Origin of the sequence: Blautia sp. HCP3S3_G3 (assembly GCF_052063365.1) — a bacterium.
Lineage (GTDB): Bacteria > Bacillota > Clostridia > Lachnospirales > Lachnospiraceae > Blautia_A.
This window is the reverse complement of sequence record NZ_JBQHXR010000005.1, coordinates 14,841-40,892: the sequence shown is the minus strand read 5'-3', so window position 1 is coordinate 40,892 and position 26,052 is coordinate 14,841. Positions and strand designations below refer to the sequence as shown.

The 26,052-nt window shown below is 43.4% G+C and carries 36 protein-coding genes; 1 reads left to right on the top strand and 35 read right to left on the bottom strand.

The features are described from left to right. Positions 1 to 2: 2 nt before the first annotated feature. From ACTNEW_RS07110 to ACTNEW_RS06950, 33 genes are all read right to left on the bottom strand, one after another. Complete coding sequence (locus tag ACTNEW_RS07110) at positions 3 to 1,100, bottom strand: BMP family ABC transporter substrate-binding protein (RefSeq protein WP_441059449.1); 1,098 nt, start codon at positions 1,098 to 1,100, stop codon at positions 3 to 5. Positions 1,101 to 1,411: 311 nt separating this feature from the next. Then, on the bottom strand, positions 1,412 to 2,338 hold the full coding sequence (locus tag ACTNEW_RS07105; protein WP_441059447.1) for an ABC transporter permease: 927 nt from the start codon (positions 2,336 to 2,338) through the stop codon (positions 1,412 to 1,414). Further along, positions 2,335 to 3,405, bottom strand: a complete 1,071-nt coding sequence (locus ACTNEW_RS07100; protein ID WP_441059445.1) for an ABC transporter permease — start codon at positions 3,403 to 3,405, stop codon at positions 2,335 to 2,337. The genes ACTNEW_RS07105 and ACTNEW_RS07100 overlap by 4 nt, the downstream gene beginning before the upstream one ends. Then, a complete protein-coding gene (locus ACTNEW_RS07095; protein WP_441059443.1) occupies positions 3,402 to 4,913 on the bottom strand; it encodes an ABC transporter ATP-binding protein in 1,512 nt (503 codons plus the stop codon). The genes ACTNEW_RS07100 and ACTNEW_RS07095 overlap by 4 nt, the downstream gene beginning before the upstream one ends. A gap of 44 nt (positions 4,914 to 4,957) precedes the next feature. Continuing rightward, entirely contained in the window at positions 4,958 to 6,667 is a 1,710-nt protein-coding gene (ade, locus tag ACTNEW_RS07090) for an adenine deaminase (RefSeq protein WP_441059441.1), read from the bottom strand. A 219-nt stretch (positions 6,668 to 6,886) separates the two neighbouring features. Next, a complete protein-coding gene (gene hflC / locus ACTNEW_RS07085) occupies positions 6,887 to 7,756 on the bottom strand; it encodes a protease modulator HflC (protein ID WP_441059439.1) in 870 nt (289 codons plus the stop codon). 21 nt (positions 7,757 to 7,777) lie between these two features. Next, a complete protein-coding gene (hflK, locus tag ACTNEW_RS07080) occupies positions 7,778 to 8,803 on the bottom strand; it encodes an FtsH protease activity modulator HflK (protein WP_441059437.1) in 1,026 nt (341 codons plus the stop codon). Positions 8,804 to 9,332: 529 nt separating this feature from the next. Further along, positions 9,333 to 9,551, bottom strand: coding sequence for a translation initiation factor IF-1 (gene infA / locus ACTNEW_RS07075; RefSeq protein ID WP_005428560.1), 219 nt, complete (start codon positions 9,549 to 9,551; stop codon positions 9,333 to 9,335). A gap of 26 nt (positions 9,552 to 9,577) precedes the next feature. Beyond that, entirely contained in the window at positions 9,578 to 10,333 is a 756-nt protein-coding gene (gene map, locus ACTNEW_RS07070; RefSeq protein ID WP_441059435.1) for a type I methionyl aminopeptidase, read from the bottom strand. Positions 10,334 to 10,336: 3 nt separating this feature from the next. Continuing rightward, complete coding sequence (locus tag ACTNEW_RS07065) at positions 10,337 to 10,981, bottom strand: adenylate kinase (protein ID WP_441059433.1); 645 nt, start codon at positions 10,979 to 10,981, stop codon at positions 10,337 to 10,339. A gap of 87 nt (positions 10,982 to 11,068) precedes the next feature. Continuing rightward, positions 11,069 to 12,385: a preprotein translocase subunit SecY gene (gene secY / locus ACTNEW_RS07060; RefSeq protein WP_441059431.1), complete on the bottom strand. Its 1,317-nt coding sequence runs from the start codon at positions 12,383 to 12,385 to the stop codon at positions 11,069 to 11,071. Continuing rightward, positions 12,385 to 12,825 carry a 50S ribosomal protein L15 gene (gene rplO / locus ACTNEW_RS07055; RefSeq protein ID WP_441059429.1) on the bottom strand — a complete coding sequence of 147 codons (441 nt, stop codon included), beginning with the start codon at positions 12,823 to 12,825 and terminating at the stop codon, positions 12,385 to 12,387. The genes secY and rplO overlap by 1 nt, the downstream gene beginning before the upstream one ends. 49 nt (positions 12,826 to 12,874) lie before the next feature. Then, positions 12,875 to 13,057, bottom strand: a complete 183-nt coding sequence (rpmD, locus tag ACTNEW_RS07050; RefSeq protein WP_441059427.1) for a 50S ribosomal protein L30 — start codon at positions 13,055 to 13,057, stop codon at positions 12,875 to 12,877. Positions 13,058 to 13,071: 14 nt separating this feature from the next. Next, the gene (gene rpsE, locus ACTNEW_RS07045) at positions 13,072 to 13,581 is read right to left on the bottom strand and encodes a 30S ribosomal protein S5 (protein ID WP_441059425.1); all 510 of its coding nucleotides are present in this window, start codon (positions 13,579 to 13,581) and stop codon (positions 13,072 to 13,074) included. 17 nt (positions 13,582 to 13,598) lie between these two features. After that, the gene (rplR, locus tag ACTNEW_RS07040) at positions 13,599 to 13,967 is read right to left on the bottom strand and encodes a 50S ribosomal protein L18 (protein ID WP_441059423.1); all 369 of its coding nucleotides are present in this window, start codon (positions 13,965 to 13,967) and stop codon (positions 13,599 to 13,601) included. Positions 13,968 to 13,984: 17 nt separating this feature from the next. Then, positions 13,985 to 14,524 (bottom strand): 50S ribosomal protein L6, encoded by a 540-nt coding sequence (gene rplF, locus ACTNEW_RS07035; protein WP_441059421.1) that lies wholly within the window; start codon positions 14,522 to 14,524, stop codon positions 13,985 to 13,987. An 85-nt stretch (positions 14,525 to 14,609) separates the two neighbouring features. Continuing rightward, entirely contained in the window at positions 14,610 to 15,011 is a 402-nt protein-coding gene (rpsH, locus tag ACTNEW_RS07030; RefSeq protein WP_441059419.1) for a 30S ribosomal protein S8, read from the bottom strand. Positions 15,012 to 15,073: 62 nt separating this feature from the next. Then, positions 15,074 to 15,259 (bottom strand): type Z 30S ribosomal protein S14, encoded by a 186-nt coding sequence (locus tag ACTNEW_RS07025; RefSeq protein ID WP_022008349.1) that lies wholly within the window; start codon positions 15,257 to 15,259, stop codon positions 15,074 to 15,076. A 145-nt stretch (positions 15,260 to 15,404) separates the two neighbouring features. Continuing rightward, entirely contained in the window at positions 15,405 to 15,944 is a 540-nt protein-coding gene (gene rplE, locus ACTNEW_RS07020) for a 50S ribosomal protein L5 (RefSeq protein WP_441059417.1), read from the bottom strand. 22 nt (positions 15,945 to 15,966) lie between these two features. Beyond that, a complete protein-coding gene (gene rplX, locus ACTNEW_RS07015) occupies positions 15,967 to 16,278 on the bottom strand; it encodes a 50S ribosomal protein L24 (RefSeq protein WP_441059415.1) in 312 nt (103 codons plus the stop codon). 11 nt (positions 16,279 to 16,289) lie between these two features. Continuing rightward, positions 16,290 to 16,658 (bottom strand): 50S ribosomal protein L14, encoded by a 369-nt coding sequence (gene rplN, locus ACTNEW_RS07010; protein WP_441059413.1) that lies wholly within the window; start codon positions 16,656 to 16,658, stop codon positions 16,290 to 16,292. 13 nt (positions 16,659 to 16,671) lie between these two features. After that, the gene (gene rpsQ, locus ACTNEW_RS07005; protein WP_008707264.1) at positions 16,672 to 16,926 is read right to left on the bottom strand and encodes a 30S ribosomal protein S17; all 255 of its coding nucleotides are present in this window, start codon (positions 16,924 to 16,926) and stop codon (positions 16,672 to 16,674) included. 21 nt (positions 16,927 to 16,947) lie between these two features. Further along, positions 16,948 to 17,157 carry a 50S ribosomal protein L29 gene (gene rpmC / locus ACTNEW_RS07000; RefSeq protein ID WP_118039832.1) on the bottom strand — a complete coding sequence of 70 codons (210 nt, stop codon included), beginning with the start codon at positions 17,155 to 17,157 and terminating at the stop codon, positions 16,948 to 16,950. Further along, positions 17,147 to 17,584: a 50S ribosomal protein L16 gene (rplP, locus tag ACTNEW_RS06995; RefSeq protein ID WP_441059411.1), complete on the bottom strand. Its 438-nt coding sequence runs from the start codon at positions 17,582 to 17,584 to the stop codon at positions 17,147 to 17,149. The genes rpmC and rplP overlap by 11 nt, the downstream gene beginning before the upstream one ends. Then, entirely contained in the window at positions 17,584 to 18,240 is a 657-nt protein-coding gene (gene rpsC / locus ACTNEW_RS06990; protein ID WP_441059409.1) for a 30S ribosomal protein S3, read from the bottom strand. The genes rplP and rpsC overlap by 1 nt, the downstream gene beginning before the upstream one ends. An 11-nt stretch (positions 18,241 to 18,251) precedes the next feature. Next, positions 18,252 to 18,641, bottom strand: a complete 390-nt coding sequence (rplV, locus tag ACTNEW_RS06985; RefSeq protein WP_441059407.1) for a 50S ribosomal protein L22 — start codon at positions 18,639 to 18,641, stop codon at positions 18,252 to 18,254. 88 nt (positions 18,642 to 18,729) lie between these two features. Continuing rightward, complete coding sequence (gene rpsS, locus ACTNEW_RS06980; RefSeq protein WP_015542253.1) at positions 18,730 to 19,011, bottom strand: 30S ribosomal protein S19; 282 nt, start codon at positions 19,009 to 19,011, stop codon at positions 18,730 to 18,732. Between the two features lie 15 nt (positions 19,012 to 19,026). Next, positions 19,027 to 19,872, bottom strand: a complete 846-nt coding sequence (rplB, locus tag ACTNEW_RS06975; RefSeq protein ID WP_441059405.1) for a 50S ribosomal protein L2 — start codon at positions 19,870 to 19,872, stop codon at positions 19,027 to 19,029. 80 nt (positions 19,873 to 19,952) lie between these two features. After that, entirely contained in the window at positions 19,953 to 20,252 is a 300-nt protein-coding gene (gene rplW, locus ACTNEW_RS06970) for a 50S ribosomal protein L23 (protein ID WP_441059403.1), read from the bottom strand. After that, entirely contained in the window at positions 20,252 to 20,872 is a 621-nt protein-coding gene (gene rplD / locus ACTNEW_RS06965) for a 50S ribosomal protein L4 (RefSeq protein WP_441059401.1), read from the bottom strand. Before rplD ends, rplW begins: the two co-directional genes overlap by 1 nt. Positions 20,873 to 20,893: 21 nt before the next feature. After that, positions 20,894 to 21,526 carry a 50S ribosomal protein L3 gene (rplC, locus tag ACTNEW_RS06960; RefSeq protein ID WP_441059399.1) on the bottom strand — a complete coding sequence of 211 codons (633 nt, stop codon included), beginning with the start codon at positions 21,524 to 21,526 and terminating at the stop codon, positions 20,894 to 20,896. A gap of 117 nt (positions 21,527 to 21,643) precedes the next feature. Next, complete coding sequence (gene rpsJ / locus ACTNEW_RS06955; protein WP_441059397.1) at positions 21,644 to 21,961, bottom strand: 30S ribosomal protein S10; 318 nt, start codon at positions 21,959 to 21,961, stop codon at positions 21,644 to 21,646. 429 nt (positions 21,962 to 22,390) lie between these two features. Next, positions 22,391 to 23,458: a hypothetical protein gene (locus ACTNEW_RS06950; RefSeq protein ID WP_441059395.1), complete on the bottom strand. Its 1,068-nt coding sequence runs from the start codon at positions 23,456 to 23,458 to the stop codon at positions 22,391 to 22,393. Positions 23,459 to 23,644: 186 nt separating this feature from the next. On the opposite strand from ACTNEW_RS06950, the gene ACTNEW_RS06945 reads away from it, so the two are divergent. Then, a complete protein-coding gene (locus ACTNEW_RS06945) occupies positions 23,645 to 24,544 on the top strand; it encodes a phosphatase PAP2 family protein (RefSeq protein WP_441059393.1) in 900 nt (299 codons plus the stop codon). 299 nt (positions 24,545 to 24,843) lie between these two features. On the opposite strand, the gene ACTNEW_RS06940 is transcribed toward ACTNEW_RS06945, so the two are convergent. Together ACTNEW_RS06940 and whiA are read right to left on the bottom strand one after the other, a co-directional pair. After that, the gene (locus ACTNEW_RS06940; protein ID WP_441059391.1) at positions 24,844 to 25,098 is read right to left on the bottom strand and encodes an HPr family phosphocarrier protein; all 255 of its coding nucleotides are present in this window, start codon (positions 25,096 to 25,098) and stop codon (positions 24,844 to 24,846) included. Further along, entirely contained in the window at positions 25,095 to 26,045 is a 951-nt protein-coding gene (gene whiA, locus ACTNEW_RS06935; RefSeq protein ID WP_441059389.1) for a DNA-binding protein WhiA, read from the bottom strand. Before whiA ends, ACTNEW_RS06940 begins: the two co-directional genes overlap by 4 nt. Positions 26,046 to 26,052 lie beyond the last annotated feature (7 nt).

Below are 26,052 nucleotides of genomic sequence, written 5' to 3'. Positions count from 1 at the left end.
ACTTATTTTCCACCTTTAACGTTTTCAACAAAGAAATCCTGCGCAAGAATCTCTTCATCCGCCATGGTTTCGCCATCTGCAACGAGAACATTTCCTTCATCATCCTTCAGTTCTCCTGCATAAACAACAATCTCACCGCTGGCAATTTTATCTTTTACTTCCAAAACTTTCTGCTGGATTTCTTCCGGAACTAATTCAGAATTAAAGTCAGCAAGTGCGGAACATTCTCCGCCTTCATAATAATCTGCGGAAATATCGATGGTTCCGTCTGCAGTCTTCTGAATGATATCCTGGAAAATAGGTGTCCAGTTCCATACAAAGGAGGTCATAACTGCACCTGGTGCAGATGCTTCCATGTCAACATTATATCCGACGCAGTACGCACCGTTTGCTTCACAGGTCTGCGGAACTGCCGGTGAAGAAGCTTCCATACCCATATATTTGATACCGCTGTCAATCAGGGTTTTCGCATTGTTTGCCTCAATATCAAGGTCATACCAGCTGTCAGCCCATACTACCTGAACCGTTGCATCCGGGTTCGCATATTTCGCGCCAAGTGCAAACGAGTTGATTGCAGTTCTTACAGACGCATCATCCATACTTGCCTCAAATCCAAGCTCATTGGAGCCTTCATTCATCAGTGCACAGAGGTATCCTGCCTGGAACATACCTTCATAACCGCGAATCTGGAATTCTACGATATTCTCATAAACATCATTGTTATACTGTGCAAAAACCACTTCCGGGAATTCTTCCTGAAGTTCTGCCAGCACTCCTGCATATCCTGTAGAACATCCGAAAATAATATTTGCTCCGCTGTCCACCAGTTCTTCTACTGCTGATTCGATCAGAGCAGGATCTTCTTCTGAAATTTCTTCCATGGTCAGAAGATTGGTCTCCGTATCAATCCCAAGATTTTCACAAGCTTCTACCACACCGGCATGAAGTGCCTGAGCAAATCCACCATCCTCAGCAACAGAATAGTGAAGTTCTCCTACGATCAGTTCACTGACATCCATCGGCTCTGATGCGGATACAGGTACTGCACACATAGTCAGTACAGATGCTGCTGTTAAAAAGCTGATTGTTGTTTTTTTCATGTTGTTTTTCTCCTTTGCATAGTGTGTATATATTGGTCAGAACATCCCTGCTCCCTGTCCTGCAGAATCTGCAGGAAAAGATCCAGAGCTGTTCCCGTCCGCTCAGATCATATTTGAAAATTGCTTTCCTACAGTTTTCAAATACGCTTCAGGGCGGACAGCAGCCGGCATTTGCCGGATATGCACATTTTTCATCTTTCCTGACGCACTTGCTGCGTCAATAATGGTAGATTTGGAAGTTCACTTCCAAACTTCTGCTCCCTGCAGTTCTCATTGGAAACCTGTACAATGAGCAGAACCTGTATTTACACTTAACGGTTCTCACGGTCATACGGCTTACAGAGAGCAGCCGGCTGTGCTGTATGAACTTTCCTGAAATTTCCCGTGGCAAGAATAAATGCAATAATCGTAGCAATGTAAGGCATTGCACTGAAGATTTCTGTCGGCACACCTGGAAAATAAATCTGCAGATTACTTCCAAGACAGCTGATAAACCCGAACAGCAATGCTCCCAGTGTCAGCTTCAGTGGATTCCAAGAGGAAAAAGCAACCAGAGCAAATGCAATCCATCCTTTTCCGGCTGTCATTCCAGGACTCCAGAAATTTGTGTTCGCAAGTGTTACGCATGCCCCGCTGACAGCAATCATCGCACATCCCAGAATCACATACGCATAACGCATGGCAAAAATATTCATACCTGCGGAATCCAGCGCTGCCGGGTTTTCTCCCAAAGCCCGGAGATACAATCCGTATTTTGTCCTGTATATATAAAAGAGAGATAACGGCACGATCACATACATTGCATATACCAGCAGGTTCTGCTGAAAGAAGATCGGTCCGATCACCGGAATCTCCTTCAGCAGCGGGATCGGCATCGTCTGAAACTTAAGATTCGCGGCTACCCCCGTCACATCCTTGCCGAGAAATCCGCTGAGACCTGTTCCGAAAGTCAGCATCGCCATACCGCACACCGTCTGATCTGCCTGCAGTGTCACAGTCAGAAACGCAAACACCAGACCAAAAGCAGCACCAGTCAGAAGCACGACGAGAAAAGAAAGCGCCAGATTCTGCGTATTGACAGCAGTAATATAACCGGCCACTGCTCCCATGAGCATAATGCCCTCCACACCAAGATTCATGATTCCCGCGCGTTCAGAAAATGTCTCTCCTATTCCTGCATACATCACAGACACCGCATAAACAATGGCACCTGAAAGAATTGAAATAATCAGATTCATGATGCTTTCCCTCCTTTCTCCGCAAATACAATTTTATATCTCTGAAAAAAGTCCCCTGCAATCACGATGATCATAATTGCTCCCTGAATCATCGTTGCGATCTGTGCCGGAACTCCCATGACCTGTACCGTTGCACTGCTGTTCTGCAGTCCGGCAAACAGGACTGACACAATAATCACCACGATCGGGTTAAAGCGGCTCAGATATGCGATAACGATTCCTGTATAACCCGCATTATTGGGCATATTTTCCTGTACACGCCCGGTCACCGCCGCATACTGTACAAATCCTGCCAGACCGGCAAGTCCACCGCTTAAGCCCAGAACCAGAAGGATATTTTTGCGGATATTGATTCCGGCATACCTGGCTGCAGTCAGGCTCTTACCGATCACATTAATCTGGTAACCGCTGGTCGTACACCGGTAAAAGAAAAACAGAAGCAGGGCAATGAGAGTCACCACAGGAAACGCCAGGCTGATCTCCAGCCCCGGTATTTCCGGTATTTCAAAAATTTCCGGTATTTTCTCTGTCTGGCCAACATTCTGTCCCTTGGCCTTCCACGGTCCCAGGCAAAGATAACTCAAAAGGATCAAAGCCACATAATTCAGCATCAGTGTCGTAATACTCTCATCAACACCCCAGAATGCTTTTGGAACCGCACACAAAAGTGCCCAAAGTGCCCCACCTGCGAAACAGCACAGAGCAAGCATGACCATTCCCGGTACTCGCGGAAGTTCCGGACCGTACAAAACATAAGCGGCACCAAAAATAGCTCCTACGGCATATTGTCCCTCTGCCCCGATATTATTCAGATTCATACGAAAAGCGATAGACACGCCAAGTCCGCAAAGCATCAGCGGCAGTCCGGATTCAATCGCTTTGCGGATGCCTCTCATGGATAAAAATGCCTTACGGAACATTTTCGCATAAACTTCTATAGGATTAAATCCTACGGCAGCAATGATAAATGCACAGAATACCAGTGCCACACCAGTAAACAGAACGGAATTCAAAAAGACGGAAAATCCCGAACTGGTCGTTTTTTTCTCTAACCGTATCTTTTTCATAATTGTTCTCCTGACATCAATTTTCCTATGGTTTCGTAATCTGCACTTTCCCGGTCAAGAACAGCCATCATGTTTCCGTCACACATAACGCCGATTCTGTCTGCCATCTGGAAAATTTCGTCCAATTCCTCTGAAACCAGAAGAATGGCTGTTCCTTTGGCACTTTCCTCCAGGAGAATCTTATGAATTGCTTCCGTAGCCCCGATGTCCAGTCCTCGTACCGGGTAAGACGCCACCAGAAGCGATGGATTCCCGTTTACCTCTCTTGCGATCAAAAGCTTCTGCTGATTACCGCCGGACATCAGACCTACCGGAGAATGAATGCCAGCTGTCTTAATATCATAACGTTCGATATAAGAAGCCGCTGTCTCATCCATTACTTTCTTTTTCAGGATTCCCCTGCGGCTGAATTTTTCCGAACCGAAATGTTTGAGAATCATGTTTTCCGCCATATCCAGTGAAGGGACAAGTCCCATGGAAAGACGGTCTTCCGGAATAAACGATACACCCTTGTCAATATGCTTTCGAACGCTAAGGGAAGTAAGGTCTTCTCCATTTACCGTAACCTTACCCTTCTGAATTTTACGAAGCCCTGCTATTGCCTCTGTAAGCTCTTTCTGACCGTTTCCTGCAACACCGGCAATACCAAATATTTCGCCGGCATGAATCGTAAAGGAAACATTTCTGACTGCCTCCAGCCCTTTGTCATTTTTGACAGACAAGCCCTCAGCCTGAAGAACAATTTCTTCCGTAAACGTACGGTTCTGCCGTACCTGAGGCACAAATTCCCGGTCTCCCACTACCGCCCTCGTAAGACGGTCAATGGTCGCATCCGCTGCTTCCATGGTATCTTCCACCCTGCCGCCTTTCAGTACAGTAATTCTGTCCGCATTCTGCATGACTTCGTTCATTTTGTGGGAGATAATAATCACACTCTTTCCACTGTCTGCCATTTTCCGGAGTACCTTGAACATTTCCACTGCTTCCTGTGCAGTGAGTACCGCAGAAGGTTCATCCAGTATCAAAATATCCGCACCACGGTAAAGAAGCTTGATAATCTCCACTCGCTGCTGTTCTCCTACAGAGAGCTGCCAGACTTTTACCGATGCATCCACATCCAGATGAAATTCTCTGGAACAGGCATCGATTGCCTCTTCCATTTCCTTCTGCCGGAGAATTTTTTTGCAGTCAGGCATATAAAGAAACACATTTTCTGCAACAGACAGGGGAGGGATCAGACGGAAATGCTGATGCACCATACCAATCCCCATATCTACCGCCTGTTTCGGTGATCTGATCGATACTTTCTTTCCGTGATAATATATTTCTCCGGAATTTGGTCTGTAAATTCCGGTAAGAACATTCATCAGAGTACTCTTCCCTGCCCCGTTTTCCCCCAGCAATGCATGGATTTCTCCCGGATAAAGCGACAGGTTTACATTTTCATTGGCTATTACATCACCAAACCGCTTGGTGATGTTCCGCATTTCAATAACCGGTTCTTTCATTCGTTACTTCTCCTGTTAGATTTCAAATCCGCGTATTTTCCCATCTATTCGTATTCCTCTTCTTTACAGAAACAGGATTTTTCAACCAGATAAACACCTCCCGGTGTAATTCTTGCCCTTGGAATGACCGGCAGAGCAAGAAATGACATGGTAATAAAAGGATCAATTCCCTCCGGAACGCCCATGTCACGGGCAAGCAGCAGCATCCTGGCGAGATTTGCCGACACTTCTTCGTGCGGCTGAGCTGTCATCAGTCCCATAATTTCCAGAGGCTGAGTCACAGGCTCCTGACCTTTTCTCACAATGGTATAACCGCCTCTGCACCGGATCAGTTCCTCAAGAGCATCCTCCATAGAGGCATCGTCATCTCCGATTACGATCAGATTATGAGAATCATGACCTACTGTGGAGGCTATGGCACCTCCATGTATAGAAAATCCCTCCAGAATACCCTTCCCAACCATTCCGGTAGCATGATGCCGTTCAAACACCAGGATTTTCTGATATTTCTCATTCGGACAGAATCTGCCGTTATGAACTGGCACCTCTTCAAAAGAAAAATCTGTGAGGATTTCCCCCGATATTATATGAATCACTGGCTGTTTTTCACCGGAAATCGGCATATCAAATACCTCCGGTCCCGGCCAGGATATATGAACGGTATCCAGAAGCTTTTCCGGAACGGTCATGGAAGCAGGACCGTTCTCCGTAACAGGGATTCCCTTATGGAAAACCTGCGAAACCTGCACTTTTTCCACATCATCCAATATAACCAGATCTGCCTGATACCCCGGTGCAACTGCCCCAAGTCTGTCCAGTCCGTAACAGCGTGCTGAATTCCAGGTAGCCATCCGATATGCATCCGCAGGTTTCATTCCAAGCGTGATGGCTTTCCGGATGTTCCAGCTGATATGACCATTGGCGGCAATATCTTCAATATGCTTGTCATCTGTACAGAAGGAAAACATATCTGTGGAAATTCTATCATTCAAAATCCCCCTCACAATGGCTTCCAGATTTCTGGCTGCTGTTCCTTCCCGGATGAGAATGTGAATGCCGTTTCGTGCCTCCCTGATTGCATCTTCATAAGTCGTGCATTCATGATCTGTACGAATACCTGCAAGGCGATAACAGGCTCCGTCTTTTTCAGAGAGTGCGCCTCCATGACCATCCATCACTCTCCCTTCTCTTCGGAACAATTCCAGCTTCTTCATCATTTCCGGTTCACACTCCAGGACAGATCTGACGTCCATCACCTCACCAAGACCCAGAATATGGGGATCCTTCATCATCGGCTCCATCTGTTCCGCATGCATGACCGCCCCATTTTTTTCAAACGAAACAGCCGGAACACAGGACGGCATCATTACAAATACATTTGCCGCACATCCGGATGCATCATCAATGATATACTGTATCCCGTCCGTACCTGCAACATTGGCAGCCTCATGGGGATCCACAATAAAAGTAGTCGTACCATGCTTCAATGCCTGGCAGATCAGCTGGGATGGATTCAAAAGTGTCGATTCCAGATGAAGATGGGCATCAATAAATCCTGGAACCACAAATTTCCCCGCTAAATCCCACTCTTCCTCTCCTTCATATGATCCAACTCCCAGGATCGTATCTCCGTATAGTGCAATATCCCCATTCAGCCATTCTCCGGAAAATACGTTAAGCACTACTCCATTCTTCAGAACTACCGGTGCCTTCCTGCGTCCCAGCGCACACTCTGCCATTTCTTTTTTATACATAAGCTTCTCCTTTACAAAAATTGCCCTGATACTGACAAAAAAGGTCAAACCAAAAGTTTGACCCCTTTATCCTGCTTACTCAAAAAATAATTGTTCTGTTATTTTCCGTACTTTTGTTTACAGAAATTTTAAATTATTCCCTGATATTTGTCAATATCCCGCTGGATTTTCCTGGAAAAATATTTCTTTACGGATTACTGCTCACTCTTTACAGCGGCTTTACGACTCTCCGTTAAAAATCTGCGCAATCGGTGAATCAGAAGAAAGAATCACTGTCTTATCCGTTCCGCTCATGGATTTCTCAAGAGCATCAAGACTGCGGACGAAAGAATAAAATTCACTGCGTTCTTCTTCGCCATAGGCCTGTGCCAAAATCTTCATGTATTCCTGCTCTCCTTCTGCTTTCAGGATTTCCGCCTGTTTCTCTGCCTCAGATATTTTAATTGCAATTTCTTTATCTGTGGTATTTCGGATAACCTTCGCTTCAGAATTGCCTTCTGCGGTATAAGTTGCCGCAATATTGTCGCGTTCTGAGATCATTCGTTCATATACCGCTTCCTTGTTATCATCCGGAAGATCCAACTGCTTTGTTTCAAATTCCAGAAGATTAATTCCATACTGTGTCATATTATCTTTTACAGAATTCAGAACAATTTCTGATAATTCTCCGTCACGGCTGGTAATTACTTCATCCTGAGACATACTGCTGATGGCATTTTTTGTGGAATTATAAACTGCTGTATTGATTCGGCTTTCCCCACTTTCCAGAGAGGAATTCAATGTCTGCGCAAATTTCAGAGGATCCTCGATCCGCCAAAGAACATAGCTGTCACAGATCATCGTTTTTTTATCCCTGGTAATGACATCTGATGGTGAAAGGTCATAAAGCAGGGTCTGTTTTGGAAGTGTTGCTGCCGTTTCCAAAAATGGAACCTTCAGGCTGATGCCGGGAGAACTGATCACACGCTCTACTTTTCCAAAACGGCGGATCAGCTTATACTCATCCTGTGCTGTGACAGTCACCGACATCGCACCTGCCGTGAGAATTGCCACACCTGCAATGATTGTGATAATACTTCTTTTTTTCATATTTTATCCCATACCTTTCCATTAATCATCAGCTTCTGTTATCTGTGCATCTGCATTCACGGAAGTACTTTCTGTATTCTCCGGTATTTCCACAAATGATTCAATTGGAAGAATTTTTTGTATTCCGCTTCCGTTATCAATGATCAGCTTCATGTCCGGCAGCACATCTTCCATTGTTTCGTAGAACATTCGCTTCTTTGTTATCTCCGGATTTTTTATATATTCCTCATACATGGCATTAAATTTTGCCACTTCAGCTTCTGCTTCGTTGATACGGACCTGTTTTTCCGCTTCCGCATCCTGTATGATCTGGTCCGCCTTTGCTTCCGCCTCCGGAAGTTTTTCATTACGGTATTTATTCGCATTATTCAGCGCTGTTTCTTTTCCCTGTTTCGCAGTTTCCACTGCTTTGAATGCTTTCATTACCTCCTGTGTCGGCGGCTCAGAATCCTGAATTGTGATATTCACCAGCTGGATTCCGATATCCTGTTCTTCAATTTTTTTCATAATCATTTCTTTGATCTTACTCTGGATTTCACTCTTACCGGTCGTAAGGACAGAATCCACATCATAGCTTGCTATCACCGTACGGATACTTCCCTGAGAAATATTTTTCAGGATATCTTCCGGCTCCTGTGAGGTATACAGATATTTCACGGGATCTGCAATCCGATATTCTACATAAAAATCGACATTAATAAAATTATAATCTGATGTGATCATGATTCCTTCGTTGTTGATTGTTTCGTTTGTAGGCTCTTCGTATCCAATGGGAAAGCCCTGAATCGTTGTATTTACTTTATAAACTTTCTGAATAAACGGAAGCTTAAAATGAAGTCCTGTCTCCGATACAGCCTTCGGCACTCCAAAGGTAGACAATACGGCCTGTTCCTGTTCCTGAATCTGGTATGTACAATCTGTTGCCAGCAAACCGATTACTGCTGCCCCCGCCGCCACAAGAATAATTCTTTTTACATGCTTTCCGCCTTTTTGCATCCTTACTTTCTTCTTTGAATTGTTTGTATTCATTTCTTCATACTCTGTCATTCTGTTTCCTCCTTCACATTTGGGGAATAATTTGGGAATCTCTTTTCCATGGTAAAAGAATTCCCATTTTTCTTTATTCACTTTTTAAAGAAAAGAAAAAGACTTTTATTTCAGACAGTTACATTCTGTATTCTGTCTCAAAATAAAAGTCTTGCAGATTATCTCATATCGCGGACACCCGTTCCCGGACATCGTACTGACGCATATATGTACCATTCCCTGAAACACATTCCCGGTTTCAAATCAATGGCCGCTACTCCCTTTTCTTTGTTAAGATATTAACACTTTTTCAGACATAATGCAAGCATTTTCTATCAATTGTCTGATATTTTTTGCATTGTTTGTGTTACTGTGAAGAGAGTGAAAGCAACCATTGTTTGACTGAACAGCTTACTGCTAATTACCCTTGCTGAGCTTTCACTAACTGATGTAATCCATCTTCTTTGGACACACTCCTGTAATAAAAAAGCCGCAGCAGAAAAGATTATATCAGTAATAATATCTTCCCGCTGCAGCCTTTCTATTTGTTTTATTTATCTCGCCAGATAATTCTGCCTTTAGACAAATCATACGGAGAAAGTTCAATGGTAACCTTATCTCCCGGAAGGATACGAATAAAGTTCATTCGTAATTTGCCACTGATGTGTGCCAGCACAACATGTTTGTTTTCTAATTCTACTTTAAACATTGCGTTCGGCAGCTTCTCCAATACAGTGCCTTCCACCTCAATCACATCTGCTTTAGACATAATAAACCTCCTGTGTCTTCGTTCTGTTACTTGGTGAGAGTCAGAATTTCCGGTTCACCATCTGTAATCAGAATGGTGTTCTCGTAATGAGCGGAAAGGGAACCATCCATGGTCACCACTGTCCAGTCATCATCCTCCCATGCTACGTCAGCCCGGCCAAGATTGATCATCGGCTCTACAGCCAGTGTCATACCCGGCATCAGCTTAATCCCTCTGCGCTTCTGAGGAAAGTTAGGAATCTGTGGATCTTCATGAAGATGCGTTCCGATTCCATGTCCTACAAGATCACGCACAATACCATAACGATATTTGGCGGCATAAGCGCCGATGGCCTTTGAAATATCATTTAGATGATTGCCTGCTTTCGCGTATTTCAGTCCTTCAAAAAAGCACTGCTTCGTCACATCCATCAGCTGTTTTGCTTCCGGTGCAACTTCACCTACTGCATAAGTGCGGGCTGCATCTGAGTGATAGCCTTTATATATCAATCCGGCATCGATCTTTACAAGATCACCTTCCTGGATGATTTTTTTCTCGGAAGGAATTCCGTGCACCACCTCATCATTCAGACTGATGCAGAAGGAGCCTGGAAAGCCCTGGTAATTTAAAAAGTTCGGAATACAGCCAAGAGAACGAATCATCTCTTCTCCGATGCGATCCAGTTCTTTTGTGCTGATTCCAGGTCTAATGTAAGTGGCAAGGTCATCATGGACTTTTTCCAGAAGATGACCTGCCTCCCGCATAAGTTCTATTTCGTGTTCTGATTTAATAGAAACTGACATTCTTTATTCTCCCAAGATTGCCACGATTTCCCGGAATACTTCTTCCAGGTTCTTGGTACCGTCAACAGTTTTCAGAACACCCTGTCCGGTATAGTAATCAATAAGGGGCTGGGTCTGATCATGGTAAACCTTCAGACGTTTGCTTACGGTTTCCGGTTTGTCATCATCGCGAAGTACCAGTGCCTCGCCGCAGGTATCACATACACCTTCTGTCTTTGGTGCAGCATACACAACATGATAAGTAGCACCGCATTTCAGGCAAGCACGTCTTCCGGACATACGATTTACGATGTTTTCATCCGGTACGTCTACATCGATGGCATAATCAATCTTACTGCCTAATTTGTTCAATGCATCTGTCAAACATTCCGCCTGCGGAATTGTTCTCGGAAAACCATCCAGTACATAACCCTTCTGAGCATCCGGCTGCTGAATTCTGTCTACAACCAGATCACAAGTCAGTTCATCCGGAACCAGAAGTCCCTGATCCATATAAGTTTTTGCTTTTTTGCCAAGCTCTGTGCCGTTTTTGATATTGGCACGGAAAATATCACCTGTGGAAATATGCGGAATACCGTATTTCTCAGCAATTTTCTTAGCCTGTGTTCCTTTACCTGCTCCCGGTGCACCCAACATAATGATTCTCATACAAATACCCTCCGTTTCATGTTTTGCTTCATTTGTGTTTTGTATACAAATCAAGGCTGTGGCACATCCGTACCACAACCTTCATTTTTAATTGTTCAAGAAGCCCTTATAATTGCGGACAAGCATCTGGGACTCAATCTGTTTCACAGTTTCAAGAATAACACCCACAACGATGATGATGGATGTTCCGCCGAAGGAAACATTTGCCCCGAACACCCCGTTAAAGAAGAACGGAATGACAGCCACAATAATCAGACCTACTGCACCTATAAATATAATATAATTTAAGATTTTCGTCAAATAGTCTGACGTAGGTTTTCCCGGACGAATACCAGGAATGAAACCGCCCTGCTTCTTAATATTGTCCGCAACCTCCAACGGATTGAAGGTAATGGATGTATAAAAATATGCAAAGAAAATACAAAGAACGATGTATACCAGCAGACCCCATGTATACTGCGGCTGAGCCGGATTACACCAGTTGCCTGAACTTAAACCTCTCAGAATCTCGCTGCCAATACCTGTCCCGTCTGCTTTTCCGGCAAACTGAGCAATAATGCCCGGGAAAGACATGATAGAGGAAGCAAAGATGATCGGAATAACACCGGCTGTATTGACCTTCAGAGGAATATTGGTAGACTGTCCGCCCATCAGCTTTCTTCCTACCATTTTCTTGGAATACTGTACCGGGATTCTTCTCTCGGCACCATTCAGAATCAATACAAAGACAACTACTACCAGAATAATCGCACAGATGATCAGTCCTGCAAGCATTCCTTTGGCAATTGTTTTTCCTTTTACAAAGTTCTCGTACAGTAATCCCATATCACTCGGGATTCGGGAAATGATATTCACACAAAGTACGATAGAAATACCGTTTCCAACACCCTTCTCTGTAATACGCTCACCAATCCACATCAGCATTGCAGAACCAGCTGTCAGGCAGGCTACTACAACAAGACCTTTGCCGAAGTTCATGTTTTTGATAACATTTCCACGGCTGAATCCGATTGTCATTGCAGTAGATTCAAACAGAGCAAGACCAACGGTCACATAACGTGTGATTGCAGTAAGTTTCTTACGTCCTTCTTCTCCATCTCTCTGCATCTCTTCCAGTGCCGGAATAGCAATGGTAAGAAGCTGAATGATAATGGAGGAAGTGATATATGGGGTAATATTCAGTGCGAAAATAGACATGTTCTCAAAGGAACCACCGGTAAACGCATCAAAGAAATTGAATGCGTCACCGGTATTATTCTGAAACCACTCTTTAAAAACGCTGCTGTTAATCCCCGGAATTGGAAGCTGGGAACCGATACGGATGACAAGAATCATCCACAGTACATAGAGAAGCTTACGACGCATCTCTTTTACTCTAAAAACATTTTTAAGAGTCTCAAACATTAAATCACCTCTACTGTACCACCTGCAGCTTCGATTTTAGCTTTTGCGGTCTCGCTGACAGCGTTTACTTTAACATTCAGTTTCTTGGTCAGCTCACCGTTTCCAAGAATTTTAACGCCGTCACCAGCTTTGGAAATTGCGCGGCTCTCCAGTAAGCTCTCAACAGTAACTTCTGCGCCGTCTTCAAAACGATTCAGAACATCAACATTGATCGCGATGATTTCCTTGGAGTTTCTGTTTGTGAAACCTCTCTTAGGAAGACGTCTGTATAAAGGCATCTGTCCACCTTCGAATCCCGGTTTTTTGTGTCCGGAACGAGCTAACTGTCCTTTGTGTCCTTTACCGGCTGTCTTGCCGTTTCCTGAACCATGTCCGCGGCCTCTTCTGAAGTTATCGCTGTGCTTAGAACCTTCTGCTGGTCTTAAGTTTGATAAATCCATGTTTGGCACCTCCTTATTTTTTATTCAATCAAATTTCAATCAAAGCAACTTATGCTTCTTCTACTTTTACCAGGTGCTGTACCTGCTGAATCATACCTCTGGTTGCCGCATTATCCGGCATTTCAACTGTTTTGTGCATTTTGGTAAGACCCATAGCTGTAACAGTTTTTTTGTGTTTCGGAACTGCGCCAATCGGAGATTTTACTAATGTAACTTTTAATGTACCTGCCATTTTCGTTCTCCTCCTTACGCCAGAATCTCATCAACAGATTTTCCGCGAAGTTTTGCAACTTCTTCCGGAGTTTTTAACTGACTTAATCCTTCGATAGTTGCCAGAACTACGTTCTGTTTATTTCTGGATCCCATACATTTGGTACGGATATTTTTGATACCCGCAAGCTCGATGACCGCACGTGCCGGACCACCAGCGATAACACCGGTACCTTCCGGAGCTCTCTTCAGAAGCATTTCAGCGCTTCCGAATTTGCCAACGAAGTCATGAGTAATGGAACCATTCTCATCTCTTGCTACAGTAACTAATTTTTTCATTGCATCTTCTTTTCCCTTGCGGATTGCTTCAGGAATTTCAGCTGCTTTTCCTAAACCTGCGCCAACGTGTCCGTTGCCGTCACCTACAACTACTAAAGCTGTAAATCTCATGTTACGGCCACCCTTAACAACCTTGGTTACACGTTTAATTGATACTACTTTATCTTCTAACTCTAACTGACTAGCATCAATAAGATTACGTCTCATGTGCGATTTTCCTCCCTTTAGAATTTCAGTCCAGCTTCTCTAGCTGCATCTGCCAGTGCTTTGACTTTTCCGTGGTAGATATAACCGCCTCTGTCAAATACAACTTTTTCGATACCTGCTTCGATAGCCTTTTTGCCGATTACGGTTCCAAGATATGCTGCTGCTGCAACATCATCGGTGTTCTGAAGTTCAGCTTTTACATCTTTCTGAAGAGTAGAAGCTGATACTAAAGTTTTGCCTGCAACGTCATCAATGATCTGTGCATACATATGCTTGTTGGAACGGAATACAGCTAAACGAGGAGTTGTAGCAGTTCCGCTTAAATGATGACGCAATCTTCTATGCTTATTCTGACGAATGTCCGCTCTGGATGCTTTACTAATCATTTTCTCACTCTCCTTAATTATTTCTTACCAGTCTTACCAACTTTGCGTCTGATAACTTCATCAGCATACTTGATACCTTTGCCCTTGTATGGCTCAGGTCTTCTCTTATCTCTGATTTCAGCCGCATACTGGCCAACTTTTTCTTTGCTGATACCGGAAATGATAATCTTGTTTCCATCAACTTTGGATTCCAGACCTTCCGGATCTTCCATTTCTACCGGGTGAGAATATCCAAGAGAAAGAGTAAGTTTCTTACCCTGTTTTGCTGCTTTATAACCTACACCGTTTACTTCAAGAGTCTTGGTGTAGCCTTCGCTTACACCTACCACCATGTTGTGGATCAGGCTTCTTGTTAAACCGTGTAAAGATTTCATTTTCTTCAAGTCGTTTGGTCTTGCTACTACTACATGACCATCTTCAACTTTGATATCCATTTCTGTCGGAAGCGCTCTTTCAAGTGTTCCTTTTGGTCCTTTTACGGTTACCACGTTTCCTTCAGCGACTTTTACTTCAACGCCTGCAGGAATGACTACTGGCAGTCTACCGATACGAGACATATGTTTGTCCTCCTTACTTAAATTGTCGGAGAGGTTTTCCCCCTCTGTTTTCAGTTGATTGATCTATAAAAACCCTGACGGGATTTTACCATACGAATGCTAATACTTCGCCGCCAACCTGAAGTTTACGAGCTTCTTTGTCAGTGATCACACCTTTGTTGGTGGAAAGGATTGCGATTCCAAGACCGCCAAGTACCTTTGGCAGTTCATCCTTGCCTGCGTAAATACGAAGACCAGGTTTGGAAATTCTCTTAAGACCAGTGATGATCTTGTCATTCTTTGTTTCACCATATTTCAGAGTGATGTGGATGTTTTTTACAACACCATCTTCGATTAAATCGTATTTTGCAATGTATCCTTCATCAACAAGGATGTTTGCAATTGCAAGTTTCATTTTGGATGCCGGAACATCTACAGTATCATGTTTTGCAGTGTTTGCGTTACGGATTCTTGTAAGCATATCTGCGATCGGATCGCTCATTGTCATGTTAGTTTCCTCCTCAATTCAGACTTGACATGTCGTTTATTTTTCGTAAGTTCTATTGTTTTTTACCAGGAAGCTTTTTTAACTCCCGGGATCTGGCCTTTGTATGCTAATTCACGGAAGCAGATTCTGCAGATTCCGTATTTTCTTAAATATGCATGTGGACGGCCACAGATTCTGCAGCGATTGTATTCTCTTGTGGAGAATTTCTGTTTACGCTGCTGTTTGATTTTCATTGCTGTCTTAGCCATGAAACGTTCCTCCTATCATCTTTCCTGACTCCAGCAGATGCTGTCGTCATAACGGTTTCCAGTTGAATATCTGATTTCCTGACCCCGGCTTACGCCGGTGGTCATTCAGTATCTGCCGGGGACTTGACGTCACCCGTTCGAGATATTATTTTGCAAACGGCATATTGAATAATCTCAGTAATTCGCGTGCTTCTTCGTCAGTCTTTGCAGTTGTAACAAAGATAACGTCCATACCTCTTACTTTATCTACTTTATCATATTCAACTTCCGGGAAGATCAGCTGCTCTTTGATACCAAGAGCGTAGTTTCCTCTTCCGTCAAAAGCGTTCGGGTTTACACCACGGAAGTCACGTACACGAGGAAGTGCAAGGTTGATCAGACGATCAGCAAACTCATACATTTTCTCGCCTCTTAATGTAACTTTACATCCGATCGGCATACCCTCTCTGATTTTGAAGTTAGCGACAGATTTCTTTGCCTTTGTAGCAATTGCTTTCTGTCCTGTGATCAGCTCCATATCTGCGATTGCAGAATCAAGAAGCTTTGCGTTTTCTTTTGCTTCACCAACACCCATGTTTATAACGATTTTCTCGAGTTTTGGCACTTCCATAACGTTTTTATATCCGAATTTTTTGGTCATGGCATCCATGATCTCATTTTTGTAAAGCTCTTTTAATCTACTCACTTATGTCTGCCTCCTCTCTCAATTAATCGATTACAGCGCCTGTTGCTTTTGCAACACGAACTTTTTTGTCACCATCCATCTTGAAGCCAACTCTGGTAGCTTTGCCGTCAACCATCAGCATAACGTTGGAGATATGAAGCGGAGATTCTTTTGTGATGATTCCGCCGTTCTGGTTTGCTGCAGACGGTTTGCTGTGTTTTGTAACCATGTTGACACTTTCCACGATAACGGTGTTGTCTTTTACGTTAACGGCAAGAACCTTGCCTTCTTTGCCTTTATCTTTTCCAGCGATAACTTTTACAGTATCACCTTTTTTAATCTTCATAGCTGACATTAGGCACCCTCCTATAATACTTCCGGAGCTAAGGAAACGATCTTCATGAATTTCTTTTCACGAAGTTCTCTGGCAACTGGTCCAAAGATACGGGTTCCTCTCGGAGTTAAGTCGTCTTTAATGATTACTGCAGCGTTTTCATCGAAGCGGATGTAAGATCCGTCTTTACGACGAGCGCCTTTTCTTGTACGAACAACAACGGCCTTTACAACATCGCCTTTTTTAACAACGCCGCCTGGTGTTGCATCTTTGACAGTAGCAATGATTGTGTCACCGATATTTGCATATCTTCTTGTAGAGCCGCCCATAACACGAATACAAAGGATTTCTTTTGCACCAGTGTTGTCGGCAACTTTCAGTCTAGTTTCCTGCTGAATCATACTGGTTTCCTCCTTATTTAACTTTCTCTACAATTTCAACCAGTCTCCATCTCTTATCCTTGGATAACGGTCTGGTCTCCATAACTTTTACGGTATCACCGATATTGCACTCATTATTCTCATCATGAGCTTTTAATTTATATGTTCTCTTCACGATTTTTTTGTAAAGAGGATGTTTTACATGGTCTTCAATTGCAACGACGATGGTTTTGTCCATCTTATTGCTGACAACCTTGCCCACACGGGTTTTTCTCAGATTTCTTTCCACGATTTTGTCCTCCTATATTCACTATTTCGCAGCGTTTGTCTGCTCAGTGATTACTGTCTGGATTCTGGCAATATTTTTACGAACCTCTTTGATTCGGCTTGTATTGTCTAATTGATTGGTTGCATTCTGAAATCTCAGGTTAAAGAGTTCTTTTTTAGCAGCTACTAATTCTTCATTCAATTCTGCAGCTGATTTTGCCTTTAAATCTTCTACGAATTTATTAATTTTCACTGTTATCACCGCCTTCTAAGTCTGCACGAGAAACGATTTTACATTTACATGGTAACTTGTGCATTGCAAGACGTAATGCTTCACGGGCAACTTCTTCGGAAACGCCTGCAATTTCGAACATTACACGTCCTGGTTTTACAACTGCTACCCAGTATTCCAGGGTACCTTTACCGGAACCCATACGAGTTTCTGCTGGTTTTGCTGTTACTGGTTTATCTGGGAAAATCTTGATCCAAACCTGACCGCCACGTTTGATATAACGTGTCATAGCAATACGGGCTGCTTCAATCTGGTTGGATTTGATCCAACACGGTTCGGTAGCCACAAGACCGTACTCACCATAGTTGATTTTATTGCCTCTTAAGGCTTTTCCTCTCATGGAGCCACGGAATTGTTTACGACGTTTTACTCTTTTTGGCATTAACATTATTTATCGCTCCCTTCCTTAGTTCCTTTTGTTGGAAGTACTTCACCATTGTAGATCCATGCTTTTACACCAACTTTGCCGTAAGTGGTATCTGCTTCTGCAAAACCATAATCGATGTCTGCACGAAGAGTCTGAAGCGGAATAGTTCCTTCGCTGTAGAACTCTGTACGAGCCATATCAGCTCCGCCAAGACGTCCGGAAACAGATGTTTTGATTCCCTTTGCTCCGGCTTTCATGGTTCTCTGCATGGTGGATTTCATTGCACGTCTGAAAGAAATACGGTTTTCCAGCTGAAGAGCGATGTTCTCAGCAACAAGCTGTGCATCTCTGTCCGGTCTCTTAACTTCTTTGATATCAACGATTAATTTCTTGGAAACGAATTTCTGTAATTCAGCTTTTACTTTTTCGATCTCAGCGCCGCCTTTACCGATTACGATACCTGGTTTTGCTGTATAGATGATGATCTTTACTCTGTCAGATGCTCTCTCGATTTCAATCTTGGAAACACCTGCGCTGTATAATTTCTTTTTCAGGAATGTTCTGATATTGTAATCTTCTACCAGATTGTCAGCAAAGTCTGCCTCTGCATACCATCTGGAATCCCAATCTTTGATAACACCGACTCTAAGGCCATGTGGGTTAACTTTCTGTCCCATGCTTATCCTCCTTATTTCTCATCCAGCACGATGGTAATATGGCTTGTTCTCTTTTCGATTCTATAAGCTCTTCCCTGTGCTCTTGGCTGAATTCTCTTCATTGTAGGTCCTTTGTTTGCAAAGCACTCAGCGATGTAGAGGTTATCTGCGCTCATACCGTTGTTGTTCTCAGCATTTGCAATTGCTGATTCCAGTAATTTTTTAAGCACGCTGGAAGCGTATCTTGGATTGTATGTCAGGATACCAAGTGCTGTCTGCACGTCCTTACCACGGATTGCATCTAATACGTAGCAGGCTTTCTGAACAGAAATTCTTGCATAAGATAATTTTGCAGACGGTCTTGTCTCTCTATTATTCTCATTTCTGGCTCTCTTAATCTGGCTTCTATGTCCTTTTGCCATTTTAAAGTGCCTCCTTTCTACTTATTCAATGTCAGGTCAAAACCGCGCTGCTGTCCGAAAGGACAACAGGCAGTTCATTTTTTCAATTCTAGCGAACGCCGGATTTCTTTTCGTCTTTTCCGTGTCCTCTGTAGGTTCTGGTTGCTACGAATTCACCAAGTTTATGGCCAACCATATCTTCTGTGATATATACCGGCACATGTTTTCTTCCGTCATGAACAGCGATTGTGTGTCCAACGAAAGACGGGAAAATTGTAGAACGGCGGGACCAGGTTTTGATGACAGATTTATCGTTTGCAGCGTTTAAAGCATCAACTTTTTTCAGTAAGCTTGCATCTGCAAAAGGTCCTTTTTTCAGTGAACGAGACATGCTTTAACCTCCTTATTATTTCGATAAAGCTTTTCCATCGCGTCTTCTTACGATGAGCTTGTTGGACTGTTTGTTTTTCTTTCTGGTCTTCAGACCAAGAGCAGGTTTGCCCCATGGTGTACATGGACCCGGACGGCCGATACCGGTCTTTCCTTCACCACCACCGTGTGGATGGTCATTCGGGTTCATTACAGAACCACGAACAGTAGGTCTGATTCCCATGTGACGAGTACGTCCAGCTTTACCGACATTGATCAGGTTGTGGTCTCCGTTGCCTACTACACCAACAGATGCACGGCAGATGATCGGAACCATTCTCATTTCACCAGACGGTAATCTTAAGGTTGCATATTTGCCTTCTTTAGCCATTAACTGAGCACCGTTACCAGCAGAACGAACCATCTGGCCGCCTTTTCCTGGATGAAGCTCAATATTGTGTACCATAGTACCAACCGGGATAAGCTCTAATGGTAAGCAGTTACCAACACGAACTTCTGCTTCCGGTCCGTTCATAACTTTCTGGCCTACTTTTAAGCCTTCCGGTGCAAGAATATATGCTTTCTCGCCATCTGCATAGCAGATCAGAGCGATGTTTGCTGTTCTGTTCGGATCGTATTCGATTGTTTTTACAGTTGCAGCGATACCATCTTTTCTTCTCTTGAAGTCGATGATTCTGTATTTTCTTCTGCTTCCGCCTCCGCGGTGTCTTACAGTGATTTTACCCTGGTTGTTACGTCCAGCGTTTTTCTTCAGGGACACTACAAGAGATTTCTCAGGTGTGCTGGTGGTGATTTCGGAAAAATCAGAACCAGTCATGTGTCTTCTGGAAGGTGTATATGGGTTATAGGTTTTGATTCCCATGATTGTTCTCCTTTCGAATTTCTTATCGTGCTTTCGTGCACATATCCGCGATGCCGTTCGACATCACTCGCTACCGTTAATTAAAGACCTTCAAAAATCTCGATATCCTTGCTGTCTTCTGTCAGAGCTACGATAGCTTTTTTGGTTTTAGCAGTTTTTCCAACTACCATACCACGGCGTTTTTTCTTACCATCAAGGTTCATGGTATTCACGCTTTTTACTTTTGTTCCTTCGAACATTTTTTCCACAGCTTCTTTGATCTGGGATTTATTTGCTTCCGGATGAACTAAGAAAGTGTATTTCTTTTCAGCCATTGCATTCATGGATTTTTCTGTGATTACAGGTTTCTGAATCACATCATAATATTTGATATCAGCCATTATGCGAGCACCTCCTCGATCGTTGCCACTGCATCTTTGGTTGCGATTACGGTGTTATGTCTCATAACATCGAATACATTGATGTTTCCAGCGGTTTCAGTCTGTACATCTGCGATGTTTCTTGCGGAAAGAACAACATTTTTATCTTCTCCTGCAAGAATTACAAGAGCTTTGTCAGCTTTCAGGTTGGTAAGAACCTTCTGCATTTCTTTTGTCTTTACTTCTGCAAGTGTCAGATTGTCAACTACTACAAATTTATTGTCCTGAACTTTGGAAGTCAGAGCGGATTTCAGAGCTGCTCTTCTTTCTTTTTTGTTCATTTTTACATCATAATCTCTTGGAGTCGGAGCGAAGATAATTCCGCCGCCTGTCCACTGTGCTGCGCGGATGGAACCCTGTCTAGCATGACCTGTTCCTTTCTGTCTCCACGGTTTTCTTCCGCCGCCGCTTACTTCAGAACGGGTTTTTGCCTTCTGAGTACCCTGGCGTTTATTTGCAAGCTGACGAACAACTGCAAGATGAACAAGATGCTCATTAACTTCTACACCGAAGACTGCATCGTTCAGCTCCATTGTGCCAACTTCATTGCCTTCCATATTATAAACAGTTACGTTTGCCATTTGAGTGCTCCTCCTTTCTCATTATAAGGACTTTACTGTTTCTTTGATTGTTACCAGAGATTTCTTAGGTCCTGGAACAGCACCTTTAACTAACAGTAAGTTGTTTTCTGTATCTACACGTACGATTTCAAGATTCTGAACAGTTACCTGAACATTTCCCATATGACCTGGCATATGTTTGCCCTTGAATACCTTGCTCGGATCAGAACAAGCACCGTTGGAACCTGCATGACGATGATATTTGGAACCATGAGCCATAGGTCCTCTGGACTGTCCGTGTCTCTTGATTGCGCCCTGGAAGCCTTTACCTTTGGATACTGCAGTTGCATCGATGTGATCGCCTGCAGCAAAGATATCAGCCTTGATTTCCTGTCCTACTTCATATTCGCCTGCGTTGTCAAATTTGAATTCTTTTACGAATCTCTTTACAGCAACGCCTGCTTTGTCAAAGTGGCCTTTTTCCGGTTTGTTCACCAGTTTTTCTCTGATGTCGCCGTAGCCAACCTGAACTGCTGCATATCCGTCGTTTTCTTCAGTTTTAATCTGAGTTACGACACATGGACCTGCCTGTAAAACGGTTACCGGAATCAGCATTCCTTCATCATTGAAGATCTGAGTCATTCCGACTTTTGTAGCTAAGATAGCTTTCTTCATTCTTTCTTCCTCCTTATAGCGGATTACCATTACGGCAATCATATACATTTAGAAATACCTTTCGGTATCTTCTAGCAATTGGATCACCAATATTCCGAACGATTTCCTGCTCAGAACTTATTTGGTTTTCATTTTGATATCGATATGAACACCAGCCGGCATTTCCAGTCTGGACAGTGCATCAACTGTCTTCTGGGTTGGTGTCAGGATATCAATCAGACGCTTATGTGTGCGCTGCTCGAACTGTTCACGGCTGTCTTTATATTTATGCACTGCACGAAGGATGGTCACTACTTCCTTCTTGGTAGGAAGCGGAACCGGTCCGCTGACAGTTGCACCGTTTTTCTTTACAGTGTCGATGATTTTTGCAGCAGATGCATCTACTAACTGATGATCATAAGCTTTTAATGTGATTCTCATTACCTGATTTGCCATAAAAAAAGTCTCCTCCTATTCGTACTCGGTTATCGGTACGACAAGCGGCGACTGTACACATCTCCACGCGTGTCCTAAAACATTTCTTCGCGTGCCCATCCCAAAATGGTTTTCTGAACTTGTACAGTGACTTGTCGTCAGTTTCCTAACTTGACATTCGCTCCACGGAAAACCCGCCTCTCATCGGCAGCAACCTCACGCTTCATAGCTATCATGTCACAGCACTAGTGAGTATACACGATTGTTTCTCATAATGCAAGAGTTTTTTTCAATTTCTTTTCTTTTTTTATTGTTCTTTTTTTTATACAATATATAAAGTATATCAGATCATTTCTTCGATGTATCTGCTGTATTAAATCATTTCTCAGATGCAGCAGAAGCAAAATGAGGACCACTATACAATGGCCCTCACATTTCTCTCCAGATTACTTATTCTTCTTCATAATCCTCATCTGCACCGATAATATCGGAATAATCAAACAAAGTAACTTTCGTGATCTCATCTCTTACGATATCCGGTGCATCGCCCTGCTTCTTCGCCATATCTGCAAGCTGTGCTGCAGAGCGAATCGGAATAGCCATCTTTTTGATTTCAACCGGCTCTTCTTTTTCTCTTACAGGCTGGTTTTTGGGTCTTGCGCTCTTTCGTTGTCTGTTCCCTGCCGGAGCGGCTTTACGAGCCTGCTTCGCTATCGGTACTTCTGTTTCATCAGCGGTAGCTGCAGCGATTTCTTTCTTCAGAAGTTCATGAGCTTCACTGGTGGCAGTCTGAACATTGGCACGTTTTCTCGGCTGTTCTTCCTCTTCGTCATCCAGCTCATCTTCATAAACTTCATCGACAAAACCACCTGTCTTAATGATTCTGCGTTTTTTCTTTTCTTCTTTTTTGCGTGATTTTTCGCTGCGGAGCATCTCCCGGTCTTCTTCACGCAGCCTGCGTTCTCTTTCCTTTTCTTCACGCTTCAGCTCTTTTGCAGATTTGACATAGGTTTCCTCATCGTCGTCATCATCATAGTCTTCTTCGGAATCTTTCTTCCACAGTTCGGCAATGACATAAAGAATAATAAGAAACAATACTGCAAGGCCCAGAATAATCAGACCTTCAATGCTTTCTGTAGCAATCAGAAGATATCCCAGGAAAGGAATCGTGATCGCTACTTTTGGCACATAATTCTTCACAGCAACATTAACGGTCTCTGTTGAATCAGCATTCGGATCAATCACTGTACCTGTATGGTTCTCCAGATCAAGGCTTACGATATTATAACGGTATACGCCTGTGTCACCCTGAACCAGAATCGGAGTACCGACCGGTATCTCATCTGTCTTAACCGGAATTGCATATGTAACAGATCCGTAAGTAAGATTCGTGTCCTTTCCCGAATCATCCATGATTTCCGTTGTCACACCAAGAAATGGCGGAACTGCAAGGGCAACAACACAAAGTATTGTACATATCACAATAAAATGTACGATGAATTTCAAAAATTTTGACATTATAACATCCTCGCTTCTGTTTTTTGCTTAATTTCTGTTGCGGTTGTTCCTGTTCGCTTCCTTATCCGCGAAACATAACCTGTGTTTTCAGTTATTTATTCTATCGATTATTATACCTTGTTTTTTTCTTCCGGTCAACTTATAATGTCCATACAATCATTACTTTTCAAAGGAAGGGATTATTTCATGGAGTTTTTACATTTTCTTTCCGGATACCGTACTCCGGCACTGGATTTGTTTTTTCAGGCAGTAACTTACATGGCGCAGGAGCTTTTTACTGTTGCTGTCATTTGCTGGTTCTACTGGTGTTCCGACAAAAAACAGGCTTATTCTCTCGGATTTACCTATTTTTCTTCCGGACTTCTGGTGCAGGGACTGAAAATCACATTTCGTATCCCACGCCCGTGGATACTGGATCCGAACTTTCAGCCTGTAGCATCCGCTCTTCCGGGCGCAACCGGTTATTCTTTTCCAAGCGGCCATACCCAAAGCATCACCGCCCTGTTCGGAACACTCTTCCTCCGTTTTAAAGAAACGTGGAAAAAGCTGCTCTGTGCTGCCGTCATTCTTCTGGTCATGTTTTCCCGTATGTACCTGGGATGCCACACACCCAAAGATGTTCTGGTTTCTTTCACCATAACCATTCTCTGTGTCTTCCTGGCCAATTACTTCTTATATAAAAGGGATTTCGCTGCAGGACACCAGGGAGTCCTTTCACTGATCATGGCAGGAATCTGCATTTTGCTCTGCGTATATTCGATTCTTCTTAACCGCAACGGCATCATATCCACCGATTATACCGCCGACTGTCTCAAGGCTTCCGGCGCCGGCCTGGCATTTTCCGCAGGTTTCTACATAGAAAAGCGTTATATCCGTTTCTCTCCGCCAGAAAAATTCAGAGCAAAGCTGATCCGTATCACTGCAGGACTTGCCGTAGCAGCTGTACTTCTTGAAGGATCCAAAGCAGTCATCGGCACTTCTTTAGCCGCTTCTTTTATCCGTTACTTTGTCACGGTTGCATGGATTATCGTCATCTACCCCTGCATATTTACGAACCTGCATACCAGTATAAGCCACATTAAATAACCATATGTTTCGCTGGTCTGCTTTCCCGATAGCAGAGTACTTTCCTATGAACATATACGATATAATGGTACAAGAAAGAATCCTGCTTTGCAGGATTCTCCGCCTGCGGCGGATTGCTTTAGCAATATATTTCCTCTCCGCCGCAGTGCGATCCCGCCCGGAGGGCTTTTTTATATTACAGGAAAATGCGGAGCACTTTTCTGTAATATTAAAAATTGCCGGAAAGTGGTCTTCCTTCCCGGCAATTTTGATTCAGCCAAATTATGATTATAAATCTCTCTGCTTCCCCTGATATTCAATTATTGATTACTTAAATACTTCTCAATACTGGTCATTGCTGCCTCTTCATCTTCTCCGTTGGCAGAAAGTGTAATTTCTTCACCGGAATCCAGACCAAGAGTCATCATTCCCATAATGCTCTTTGCATTCACACGTTTACTTCCAATCTCAACATAAATCTCGCTGTTAAACTGGCTTGCCACCTGTACAAGCTGTGCTACCGGGCGTGCTTCAAGTCCAGTAGAAAGATTAATAGTGATTGGTTTTTTAATCATAATAATTCCTCCTTGTTGTTCCCCCGCAATTCCTCTGCGATTTTACTCAATTTTCGAAGTCGGTGATTGACCCCCGATTTCCCAACCTGCGGATTCAACATCATACCTAATTCTTTTAATGTAGCCTCCGGATACTGCAGCCTCAATTCCGCGATTTCGGCAAGACCATCATTGAGATTCTGAAATCCGATCATCTTCTCAACCAGTTCAATGTCTTCCATCTGCTTCACGGCTGCATTCACCGTCTTATTGATATTCGCAGTTTCACAGTTCACCTTCCGGTTCACTGTATTGCGCATTTCTTTCAGAATCCGGATATTCTCCAGATTCATCAGTGCAACATTGGCCTCCATAAGTGCCAGCATATCCACAATCTGGTCGCCTTCTTTCACATAGACCACATATGATTTTTTACGCTGCACAATCTTTGCGTCAATCTGAAAGCTGCGGAGAATATCCTGCAATTGCTGCGCCTTTCTTTCATCTGCACATACGATTTCAAAATGATACCCTTTACGCGGATCACTGATGGAACCGGATGCAAGAAAAGCGCCTCGGATAAATGCTCTTTTGCAACAGTTCTGCTGAGTGACCAGACTATTACAGGAAAAAAGCATTCCTCCATCCGAACTATCCAGAACGAGTTTCGTTCCCTGAAGCACTTCCTGAACCTGTTTATCATCGGATAATTCCACATAATAAACCTGTCCTTTCTTCTGGTTGCTGCTCTCCCGGATAGATATTTCTGTCTCTATATTAAAGGTTTTTCTCAATAATGTAAAGTACTTTCTTATAACTGCGTCATTTTCCATCTGAAGTTTCAGATGTCCCTCCTCCGTCAGTTTCCCGTTCGCGCTTAACAGAGCTGCGATTTCTGCTATCCTGCAGTGACGTGCGGAGCTGATCTGTCTGGAAAGTTCTTCTTTCACCATCCCTGAAAAAGACATTTTCCAA